This window comes from Demequina soli (genome assembly GCF_000971195.1).
Taxonomy (GTDB): Bacteria; Actinomycetota; Actinomycetes; order Actinomycetales; family Demequinaceae; genus Demequina; species Demequina soli.
Map to the genome: position 1 here is coordinate 141,215 of NZ_BBLZ01000004.1, position 10,496 is coordinate 151,710.

Sequence of the window (10,496 nt, forward strand, 5' to 3'; positions counted from 1 at the left end):
CATGCTGAACTCTCGCTACGCCCCCGTCATTGCCTTGGCGGTACTCGGCATCGTCCTTGTTGCGGTGCTGGGGTGGTTCCTGGCGATCAAGCCCCAGTTCGACGAGAGGGACTCCCTCAAGTCTCAGACGGCCACCATTCGCGGCAACATCGATCAGGTCAACATGGCCTCCGCGAAGATCGATGAGTATGCGGCTCAGCTCCAGGGTGACGATTCGGTCGCCAAGGAGATCGCGCTCAACGCGCCCTCGGAGCTCGATCTGCCGGCGTTCCGCGCGCGCCTCTGGAAGGCTTTCAACGACACGAAGATCGAGCTCGTGTCGTACTCCCAGGGCGGCGAGACGCTTCTGCCGCCGCTTGAGGTGGACCCATCCGCTCTCGTGGCATCGCAGGTCGCGGCCCTGTTCCAGACCGGGCCCGTGTCGGCGGCCTCGTCGGTGGTCCCGGACCCCGCAGCGACGGCAGCCGCAACGGGAACGGACGGAGCGGCTGACCCGACGGCGGTCGTCGGTACCGATGGTTGGGCGCCCGCGGTCACCGCCCCGACAGAGTCGACGCTCGCGAGCGCTCAGGTGTTCAAGGTGCCGTTCACCCTTGTCGTGGCTGGCTCGCCGCAAGAGACCTACGACTTCCTCGCGTTCATGTCAGATCCCGATCAGCCCGTCTTCGAGGTGGAGGCGATCACGCAGACTGCGCGTCCGTCAGGGTCCGGCACGATTCCTGGCGTGTCCGACGCCAAGGACGGCGACGTGTCGACGACCATCACCGGGTCGCTGTTCGTGTACAACCCGACGCTCGAGCTGCACGACCAGGAGCTCGGCAAGGGGGCCAAGACGCCGGGTGAGTCGGCGTTCCACAAGCCGCCGAACTCGCCAGCTCAGCCGGGTGCCTGAACCAGCACGCCGTTAGCGGGGTGGCTGCTCTCACGAGCGGCCACCCCGTTCCGCTGTTTCTGCATCTCACCATCCGGACGGACCGTCCACTCGTGGAAGAATGACGCCCATGCTTCGATGGCTCACCGCAGGCGAATCCCATGGTCCCGCCCTTGTCGGCACGCTCGAGGGCCTCCCGGCCGGCGTCGAGATCACCAGCAGCGAGATCCAGGCCGCGCTCGCCCGACGCCGCCTTGGCGCCGGCCGCGGCGCGCGCATGCAGTTCGAGCAGGACCAGGTCACCATCCTCGGCGGCGTGCGCCACGGCCTCAGCCAGGGCGGTCCCGTCGCCGTCATGGTGGGCAACACGGAGTGGCCCAAGTGGGAGACCGTGATGTCCGCGGACCCGGTCGACGCCGAGGAGCTCACCGGTGCCCGTGCCGCGGCCCTCACCCGCCCGCGCCCCGGGCACGCAGATCTCGTCGGCATGACCAAGTACGGCTTCGACGACGCCCGCCCCGTGCTCGAGCGCGCCTCCGCCCGCGAGACCGCGGCCCGTGTCGCGCTCGGCCAGGTCGCCGAGAACTTCCTCGAGCAGGCCGCCGGCATCCGCCTCGTCGCGCACACGGTTCAGGTGGGCCCCGTCGTGGTCCCCGACGACGCGCCGCTGCCGCCCGCCGACGCGACGCCCGCGCTCGACGCGGACCCAATCCGCTGCTTCCACGCCGCGACCTCCGCCGCCATGCTGGCCGAGATCGACGACTGCCAGAAGGCCGGCGACACCCTCGGCGGCGTCGTCGAAGTGGTCGCCTACGGCGTCCCCGTCGGCGTCGGCAGCCACGTTCACTGGGACCGCCGCCTCGACGCGCGCCTCGCGGCCGCCCTCATGGGCATCCAGGCCATCAAGGGCGTCGAGGTCGGCGACGGCTTCCGCACCGCCGCGCGTCGCGGATCCGAGGCTCACGATGAGATCGAGTACGGCCAGGACGGCGTCACCCGTCGCACCAACCGCGCAGGCGGCGTCGAGGGTGGCATGACCAACGGCGAGCCGCTGCGTGTACGCGCGGCCATGAAGCCCATCAGCACCGTGCCGCGTGCGCTCGACACCATCGACACCGCGACGGGGGAGGCCGCCAAGGCCATCCACCAGCGCTCAGACGTGTGCGCTGTCGCGCCCGCTGCCGTGGTCGCTCAGGCGATGGTCGCGCTCACGCTCGCGGACTCGCTGCTCGAGAAGTTCGGCGGCGACTCCGTCGCCGAGGTGCGCCGCAACATCGAGTCCTACGTCGCCGCGATCCCGGAGCACCTGCGCTGATGGGCCCGCGTGCGGTCTTGATCGGTCCTCCGGGCTCGGGCAAGTCGACAGTCGGCGCGGAGCTCGCGTCCCTGTGGGGTGTCGCTCGCCGCGACACCGACACCGACATCGAGCAGCGCGCGGGGAAGTCCATTCCCGACGTCTTCCTCGAGGACGGCGAGTCGCGCTTCCGCGAGATCGAGCGCGAGGCGGTGGCCGATGCGCTGGCCGAGCACGATGGCGTCCTCGCCCTGGGCGGGGGGGCGATCCTCGCCGAGGGGACGCAGGCGCTCCTCGAGGCCTACGCGTCGGCGGGCGGCACGGTCGTCTTCCTCGACGTGAGCCTCGCCGCCGCCGCGCCGCGCGTGGGCCTCAACGCCTCGCGGCCGCTGCTCGTGGGCAACCCGCGCGCGCAGTGGGTCGCGCTCATGGACGCGCGCCGGCCCATCTACGAGCGGCTCGCGACCGTCTCGATCCTCACCGACAAGTCGACGCCGCCCGAGGTGGCCGCGCAGATCGACGCCGCCGCAAAGGAGCGCGCATGACCGTCCACCGCACCATCGAGGTCGCCACCGCCGCCCCCTACACGGTGACGGTGGGGGAGAACGTTCTCGACGACGTGGCCGCGTCCGTCCCCGCCACGGCGACGCGCGTGCTGGTGGTGACGGCCGCGCCCCTGCGCCGGCACGTCGACAACCTCAAGGCGTTGCTCGACGCGCGCGGCCTCACGGTCGTCATCGCCGAGGTTCCCGACGCCGAAGAGGGCAAGACCGCCGAGGTGCTCGCCTTCTGCTGGGGCGTGCTGGGGAAGTCCGACTTCACCCGCAGCGACATCGTCATCGGGTTCGGCGGGGGAGCGGTCACGGACCTCGCGGGCTTCGTCGCCGCCACCTGGCTGCGCGGCGTCGGGGTCATCCAGGTCCCCACCACGCTGCTCGCGATGGTCGATGCGGCGGTCGGCGGCAAGACGGGCATCAACACCACCGAGGGCAAGAACCTCGTCGGCGCGTTCCACGAGCCGATGTCCGTGTGGTGCGACGTGCGCGCGCTCGACACGCTGCCGCGCTACGACCTGGTCGCCGGCCTTGCCGAGGTGGTCAAGTGCGGCTTCATCAGGGACGCCGGGATCCTGGCCATCGTTGAGGACAACCTCGCGCTCCTCAAGGGCGGTGGCACCGATGCGGCCATCGACGCGGAGACACGGGGGGTCCTGCTCGAGCTCATCGCGCGCGCGATCCAGGTCAAGGCCGACGTGGTCGCCGCGGACCTCAAGGAGTCCTTCCTCCGCGAGATCCTCAATTACGGCCACACGTTCGGCCACGCGATCGAGTACACGGAGCGCTACCAGTGGCGCCATGGCTCGGCCGTGTCCGTGGGCATGGTGTTCGCCGCCGAGCTCGCGCACCTCGCGGGCCGGCTCTCCGAGCAGGACGTCGAGCGCCATCGCACGATCCTGTCCGGGCTCGGCCTGCCGACCACGTACCCCGGCCACCGTTGGGACGCCCTGTACACGGCGATGAAGCGCGACAAGAAGACCCGCGGCGACCTGCTGCGCTTCGTCGTGCTTCAAGGCATCGGCAACCCGGTGCGTCTCGAGGGCCCCGACCCGGCGCTCGTCCAGGGCGCCTACGCGGCCATCAGCTCGTAGGCGCCGCGAGCTCGAACCTCATCTCGGTGAGGTCGGCCGGCGTACAGAGAGCGCGGGCAGCCGCCTCGAGATCGGGGTCGGCCGTGACGACGGTCACGGTCTCGCGATGCGCCGCACCGATCTGGCAGAGTCGGTCGACGCCGTCGTCCTGTCGATTCCGCAGCGACGCCCGCTCCGCCGTGTTGAAGGCGAGATGCCGGTCCTCCTCGTCGATCGTCAGGAGGTAACGAACGTGCGTGTCCCACGGGATGTCGAGATTCCAGGGAATTCGGACGCCGTTCGTCTCGTCGGCGTACGTCACGCCGCGGTCGTACACCGCAGCGTCAGGGCCGAAGTAATCGCCTGCGACGACGAGCATCGGCGCCGGCCTCCATCGTTCGATGAGCGGGTTGAGCGGGGCGATGACGGCGAGGACCGCCGCTGTCAGCGAACCGACGAAGGCGAGCCCGCTCGGCAGCGACCCCGGCCGTCGTGAGATGGTTCCGAGCACCATCCCGATCACCACAGGCAGGATCGCCACCGTGGCCATCTGGAGGTATCGCGACGGGTAGTACTCGAGCTCGCCGCCGAACCCTCCACGCGCGAGGAACAGCGGAGCGCCGCCGACAAGCAGGCCCATCGCGACGAGAGTCGGGACCCCACGCTGTGCTTTCCGCGGGCCCAGCGCCGCCAGGATGAACACCATTCCGAACAGCGTGGCCGTCAGACCGTACGAGTACGGCGCCGGCAAGTAGGTCGGCACCGTGGCAGCGTGGGCGCGACCCGCCGATCCGCCGTCGGCAAGCTGGAGGAACTGCTGCCCGACGATGACCATCGCGGACCACACGAAGAACACCGAGGCCGCCGCAGGCCAGGCCAGCACGCGCCGGCCGTTCTCGGCCACATCGACGCGAACCTCGCGCCAATGGCGAACAGTGACCAGCAGTGCCAGCAGCCCGGGCACCGCGGCGAACGGTGTCCACACCAGCATGAGTACCGTCGTCGCCAGCACGAGCCCCGCGAATGCCTGCCGCGGTGACACCCTCGAACGCAGCGCGATCGCCGCAGAAGCGAGCACCACGGCGACGACGATGCTCCCGTTGATCTGTCCGCGAAAGAGGAAGAAGCCCGTGGCTGGGCCCGCGAGCAGCGCGCCGGAGGCCAGGGCGGCCGCGGTGACGGCCGGCCATGCGCGCGTGCCCCCGAATGAGCGTGCGATCTCCGCCGCAAACGTGCCGGCGAGGAAGCATCCCACCATGATCATGATCGTCCAGTGCGCGGAGTGCGCGGCGATCTCCGCCGCGAGCTCGCCGCCGCTGCCGTCGAGCGGTGTTCCGAATGAGATCAGCGACGTGCTCAGCGCATGCTCAAGCGGGCGGGGATTGCTGTTGTAGAGGAGAGGGAATCCGTTGTAGTCGGCAAAGTGGCGGACCGCCCACAGGTCGACGGTCGAGTCGTCCAGCACGCCCCATGAACGGGCCGATGACCCACCCTTCAGGCGAGCGATGACAAGCCCCGTCGCCCATGCGACAGCGCCGAGGCTCGCTGCGACGGCCACGGAAGTCTCAGCGCGCAGTTGCGACACCTGAGGCTCGCGCCGGGGCCCCAGCAGCCCGACGAGGAGGGCCGCGCCGTACGCGACGGCGACGACCATCGGGAAGGGCACCGGCGTCGCGGGCGTCAGGGTCATCAGGATGAACGTGCCGGACACGCCGATCACTGCGGACAGGGCTAGGGCAGCGCCGGTCCCCCATCGAGGGGCGAGGCGCCAGGTCCAGGTCGCGAGGCTCAGTGCGGCAAGGCAGGCGGGGGAGAGTCCCCACCACAGCGTGGCGACCACGAAGATGGTCACCGCGACGATGGCTGTGGCGGACCTCCAAGCGTTGCGCACGCGGCCGTTCCCGAGGGACGTGGGCGTCGTCGGAGCGTGTGGAGGCGCGTCTAGCATGCCCAGATGCTAGGGGAGGCGTGCACCAAGCCAACTGTCGCCACCCCGGCGACCCCGGCATCGTCCACCGCGCGTGCCAACCCGGCCACCGCATCGTTCCCCGATACGCTACGGACCATGAACGTCCTGGTGGTCAACGGTCCCAACCTGCGCAGGCTCGGCACGCGCGAGCCCGAGAAGTACGGCACCACCACCCATGACGAGCTCGCCGTCCTGGTGACCCAGTGGGGCGCCGACCTCCAGCTCGACGTCGAGGTGCGCCAGTCGGACAACGAGGCCGACCTGGTCCACTGGATGCACGAGGCCGTCGACGCCGGATGGCACGTGGTCCTCAACCCGGCCGCGTTCACGCACTACTCGTACGCCCTGCGGGACGCGTGCGCGCTCGTGAGCGCCGCCAGCCTCGCGCTGGTCGAGGTGCACCTCACCAACCCACACTCGCGTGAGGAGTTCCGCCACACGAGCGTCATCAGCGGCGTCGCGACGGGCACCATCGCGGGCTTCGGGGTCGAGGGGTACCGGCTGGCGCTCGAGGCGGTCGCACGCCGCGTCGGCTAGAATCGTCTGCGGACTAATCCCAGATACTTTGGTAAGGACACCCCTGTGGCGACTTCGAACGACATCAAGAACGGCTCCGTGCTCAACCTCGACGGCAACCTCTGGTCCGTCATCGAGTTCCAGCACGTGAAGCCCGGCAAGGGCGGCGCGTTCGTCCGCACCAAGCTGAAGAACGTGCTCACCGGCAAGGTTGTCGACAAGACCTTCAACGCGGGCGCCAAGGTCGAGTTCGAGACCGTCGACCGCCGCGACATGCAGTACCTGTACTTCGACGGCACGTCCTACATCTTCATGGACCCGCAGACCTTCGACCAGATCCCGGTCTCCGAGGCCGTCATGGGCGACGCGACCGACTACCTGCTCGAGAACGAGTCCGCGGTCATCGGCTCCAACAACGGCAACCCGATCTTCCTCGAGCTCCCGGGCTCCGTGGTCCTCGAGGTCACGTACACCGAGCCGGGCCTCCAGGGCGACCGCTCGTCGGGCGGCACCAAGCCCGCGACGCTCCAGACCGGCAAGGAGATCCAGGTCCCGCTCTTCCTCGAGGTCGGCACCAAGGTCAAGGTCAACACCTCGACCGGCGAGTACCAGTCTCGCGTCAACGACTAGTGGCCGCCCGCACCAAGGCTCGCAAGCGCGCGCTCGACGTCCTCTTCGAGGCCGACCAGCGCGGCACCAACGTGCTGTCCGCGCTGGAGACGCGCCTCCAGGACTCCGGCCAGCAGACCCCGCTGCCGGCGTACTCGGAGGAGATCGTCCGCGGCGTCGTGCAGTGGTGGGTCGAGCTCAACACGATCATCCAGGACGCGTCGCCCGAGTGGACGCTGCCGCGCATGCCCGCCGTGGACCGCGCGCTGCTGCGCATCGGCGCGTGGGAGATCCTGTGCAACGACGAGGTCGACGTCGCGGTCGCAATCGACGAGGCCGTGTCGCTTGCCGCGGATCTGTCGACCGATGACTCGCCGTCGTTCATCAACGGCGTGCTCGGGACCATCGCTCGCGAGGCGCCTGCGCTGAACGCGGGGGAGTAGCTGACAGCGCAAGCCGGTAGGGCCGCATCCGCCTCTCCGGGCGCTGCGGCCCTACCGGCTTGCGCCCTGCGGCTTGCATGGCCGTCCCACAGTCTGTCGTAGTTGTGCTCGACTTCCGAGCTGACTACCTTCGACCGACGCGCCTGGCGTGTTCGTCCTGAGCGGCTTCGGTCGCCGCGCGCGTGTCGACGCTGAGGGCCCCTTGGGGTCCCGATGAGCCGTTCTTCCGCGCAGGTGGACGGCGGTGTTCTTTACTTGTCGGCGCTTGGCACTTCGACCGTTGACGTTGGCCCGCCGCGAGTGTGCGCGCAAGTGAGTCGGCTGTCTCGCGGGTCGGCCGGCGGTAGTCACGAGGGAATCCACTTTGCGGCTTGCATAATGCGCTCGGCATAGGTCATGCCCCGCGCAGCACCTGCGAAAAAGCCTCCTGTGGCAGCGCGCGCGTAGTCCATGGCTGAAGCCTTGTTCGATGACTCAGCAAAAACCGCGAGGCTGATCTCCGTGACCTTCGCCATTGCCTTCGCCGCGGCCTGAGGATCTGTTGACTCGTGCGAGAACATCACGCCGATCATCCACTTTCGGTTCAAGGTGTCCGGATCGAGAAGTTCGAGCAACGCGCCGTCTCCGTACCTCTCTTTCGTCGCGTTGTCCGCGCATGCGAACCAGGTTGGTTGCAGCCTGCGCAACACCTTCTCAATCTGGAGCTTCGTGAGGTTGTCGATAATGACGTCGAACTGGTGGTCCCAGCACGTCACCGCCGCTCCAACGTTCTCGTCAACCCTGATCAGGTAGACGGGGACCCAGGCGCTCTCGACCGCGACCTTGGCCTCCGTGTAGGCACTGGTTCGGCGCCAGGCAATTCCGTCGACGACCTCCGTTGTAGGTGCGGTCGCATTTGCGAAGTGCTCCACAGTTCACCTCCGGAACCACGTTGTTCGGGGTACGGGGCGTTCCCCCCAACACAAATGGTGCCCTCTGACAGGGGGCTTCGCGCGCGATGCGGCCGCGCGGCACAAGCGCGAATCGGGCGAACCTGATAAGTGCCGGACCGTATTGCCGGCCATGGGTACAGCGGCGACTCGGTGACCCCTGTGGATATCCGCCCGATTTGTCCGCTTCGGTGTCTGAGGTCGGTGATGGACTAGTGCCATGCCCGACACAACCACCTCCGATCCGCTCGACGCGCTGCGCACGCGCGTCGAGGCTTCGGATGGGCTGCCCGATTGGGACGCGGTCGCGCTCATGCGCGAGGCCGTCGGCCAACGCCGCGAGTCCGACCTCGTGGTCGCGCAGATGGCCGCCAAGCTCGCCGTGCGGTCCGGTCCCGGCCGCGCGGGGCTCGCGAGCCGCCGCGGCTTCAAGGGCATCGACCAGCTCATCGCCTCGGAGACCGGCGGCACCGTCACCGAGGCCGAGCGCCTGCGGATCATGGGCACGGCCCTCTACGGCACAGCGGACGATGCGCCGGGCGGAGCCTCCGTCCTACCTCACCTCGCTTACGAGGCGCGCGAGGGCCGGCTGAGCCCGGACAAGTTCGTGCTGCTGCGCGAGGTCCTGATGAGGCATCCCGACGCCCGGGACATGGATGGCCTCCCGGTGGACGATGCCGTACGGGCCACCCCGCTCGGTCGCCGGTCCCTGGCACGGGTGGAGAGGATGGCGGTCGACAAGGCCGTCATCTCGCCTCTCCGGACGGTGCGCTCGCTGGCCGTGCAGCTCGAGGCGGGACTCACCCCGCCGCCGGTGGGTGAAGAGCAATACGAGGAGCTCCATCGCGCGCGGACGGCCTCGGTGCGCGAGGAGGCCAACGGGATGTTCCGCGTCACCGCGCTGCTCGACCCGTTGACCGCCGCGCCGCTGCTTACCGCGCTCGACGGCTACATGAGCAAGCAGTTTCGCGCTGCGGTCGATGACGAACCGGCCGACCAACCCACGCCCGGTCAGATGCGCGCGGACGGGCTCAGCTGGCTCGGACGCCACGCGAACGGATGCCGCCAGCCCCACGACGCCGTCAAGACCACTGTCAACATCCGCATCACCCTCGAGGACTTCGCGTCCGGCACCGGCCACGGCGAGGTCGACGGCATCAGCCGCCCGCTCCCGGGGAGCCTGCTGCGCTGGTACGCGGCGGATGCCGAGATCGTCTGCACGGTCCTGGGCAGGTTCGGCCAGGTGCTCGAGCACGGGCACGCGAAGCGGCTGTTCACGGTCGGCCAGCGCAAGGCGATCGCGCAGCGCGACCGGGGATGCGCGTGGTGCGGCGCCCCGCCCAGCCACTGCGACGTCCACCACATCGTCTACTGGATCAACGGCGGCCGCACCGACCTTGAGAACGGGATCATGCTCTGCGTGACGTGCCATCACTGGATCCACCGGGACGGATGGGCCATCAGGTTCCGCCAGGGCAGCCCCGAGTTCCTCCCGCCGGCATCGATCGACCCCGATCGGCGCCCCCGCGCCGGCTATCAGGCACGCATCAGGCTGAACGATGCGGAGCTGGTCGAGGCGAGCCGCGCCGGACCACCCTGACACGCCGCCGCGACCCGCGGCCGTCCGGTAGGGTGTCACACGCAACCCAGACATCCTTTAATGCCGTCCAGTGAGGCGGGGAAGGGGGTCGCCAGGTGACTGGCACCATCATGGGCGCGGCCGACGTGTCGCGCGCCCTCACACGCATCGCCCACGAGATCGTGGAGCGCAACGACGGCGCCGCCGACGTGGTCCTCATGGGTATCCCGTCCCGCGGACTGCCCCTCGCGCATCGTCTCGCGCAGCGCATCGCGGAGATCGAGCCCGGCTTCGACGCCGAGGCCGCCACCGGCGCCCTGGACATCACCATGTACCGGGACGACCTGTTCAAGAACCCGACCCGCACTATCGGCACCACCACGGTCCCCGCGGTCGGCATCGACGACGCGGTCGTGGTCCTGGTGGACGACGTGTTCCACACCGGCCGCACCATCCGCGCCGCCCTCGACGCCATCCGCGACCTGGGCCGCCCCCGCGCCGTCCAGCTCGCGACGCTGGTCGACCGCGGCCACCGGGAGCTGCCCATCCGCGCCGACTTCGTGGGCAAGAACATCCCCACCGCCCGCTCCGAGCGCGTCGACGTGCGCGTCGAGGAGATCGACGGCGAGGACGCCGTGGTCCTCAGGAAGGGGGAGTGA

The 10,496-nt window shown here is 69.5% G+C and carries 11 protein-coding genes; 9 read left to right on the plus strand and 2 right to left on the minus strand.

The features are described 5' to 3' along the window. The first annotated feature begins 1 nt into the window (after position 1). From AOM04_RS09735 to aroB, 4 genes are all read left to right on the plus strand, one after another. Positions 2 to 892 carry a hypothetical protein gene (locus AOM04_RS09735; RefSeq protein ID WP_062464591.1) on the plus strand — a complete coding sequence of 297 codons (891 nt, stop codon included), beginning with the start codon at positions 2 to 4 and terminating at the stop codon, positions 890 to 892. A 109-nt stretch (positions 893 to 1,001) separates the two neighbouring features. Next, positions 1,002 to 2,186, plus strand: a complete 1,185-nt coding sequence (aroC, locus tag AOM04_RS09740) for a chorismate synthase (protein WP_062464592.1) — start codon at positions 1,002 to 1,004, stop codon at positions 2,184 to 2,186. Continuing rightward, positions 2,186 to 2,710: a shikimate kinase gene (locus tag AOM04_RS09745; protein WP_062464593.1), complete on the plus strand. Its 525-nt coding sequence runs from the start codon at positions 2,186 to 2,188 to the stop codon at positions 2,708 to 2,710. Before aroC ends, AOM04_RS09745 begins: the two co-directional genes overlap by 1 nt. After that, positions 2,707 to 3,813, plus strand: a complete 1,107-nt coding sequence (gene aroB / locus AOM04_RS09750; protein ID WP_062464594.1) for a 3-dehydroquinate synthase — start codon at positions 2,707 to 2,709, stop codon at positions 3,811 to 3,813. Before AOM04_RS09745 ends, aroB begins: the two co-directional genes overlap by 4 nt. Here the strand turns inward: aroB and AOM04_RS09755 are convergent. Next, on the minus strand, positions 3,803 to 5,644 hold the full coding sequence (locus AOM04_RS09755; RefSeq protein WP_156160686.1) for a hypothetical protein: 1,842 nt from the start codon (positions 5,642 to 5,644) through the stop codon (positions 3,803 to 3,805). The two genes, aroB and AOM04_RS09755, sit on opposite strands and share 11 nt — an antisense overlap. Positions 5,645 to 5,857: 213 nt before the next feature. Here AOM04_RS09755 and aroQ point away from each other — a divergent pair, with 213 nt between their 5' ends. The 3 genes from aroQ to nusB are packed head-to-tail and all read left to right on the plus strand — an operon-like array spanning position 5,858 to position 7,329. After that, entirely contained in the window at positions 5,858 to 6,298 is a 441-nt protein-coding gene (gene aroQ / locus AOM04_RS09760) for a type II 3-dehydroquinate dehydratase (protein ID WP_062464596.1), read from the plus strand. Between the two features lie 45 nt (positions 6,299 to 6,343). Then, complete coding sequence (gene efp / locus AOM04_RS09765; protein WP_062464597.1) at positions 6,344 to 6,907, plus strand: elongation factor P; 564 nt, start codon at positions 6,344 to 6,346, stop codon at positions 6,905 to 6,907. Then, positions 6,907 to 7,329: a transcription antitermination factor NusB gene (gene nusB / locus AOM04_RS09770; protein WP_062464598.1), complete on the plus strand. Its 423-nt coding sequence runs from the start codon at positions 6,907 to 6,909 to the stop codon at positions 7,327 to 7,329. The genes efp and nusB overlap by 1 nt, the downstream gene beginning before the upstream one ends. A gap of 347 nt (positions 7,330 to 7,676) precedes the next feature. Here the strand turns inward: nusB and AOM04_RS09775 are convergent, their stop codons facing one another. Continuing rightward, positions 7,677 to 8,240 (minus strand): hypothetical protein, encoded by a 564-nt coding sequence (locus AOM04_RS09775; RefSeq protein WP_062464599.1) that lies wholly within the window; start codon positions 8,238 to 8,240, stop codon positions 7,677 to 7,679. Positions 8,241 to 8,478: 238 nt separating this feature from the next. Between AOM04_RS09775 and AOM04_RS09780 the strand changes: the two genes are divergently transcribed. Continuing rightward, positions 8,479 to 9,858 carry an HNH endonuclease signature motif containing protein gene (locus AOM04_RS09780; protein ID WP_062464600.1) on the plus strand — a complete coding sequence of 460 codons (1,380 nt, stop codon included), beginning with the start codon at positions 8,479 to 8,481 and terminating at the stop codon, positions 9,856 to 9,858. 110 nt (positions 9,859 to 9,968) lie between these two features. Continuing rightward, positions 9,969 to 10,496, plus strand: a complete 528-nt coding sequence (gene pyrR, locus AOM04_RS09785; protein ID WP_062464873.1) for a bifunctional pyr operon transcriptional regulator/uracil phosphoribosyltransferase PyrR — start codon at positions 9,969 to 9,971, stop codon at positions 10,494 to 10,496.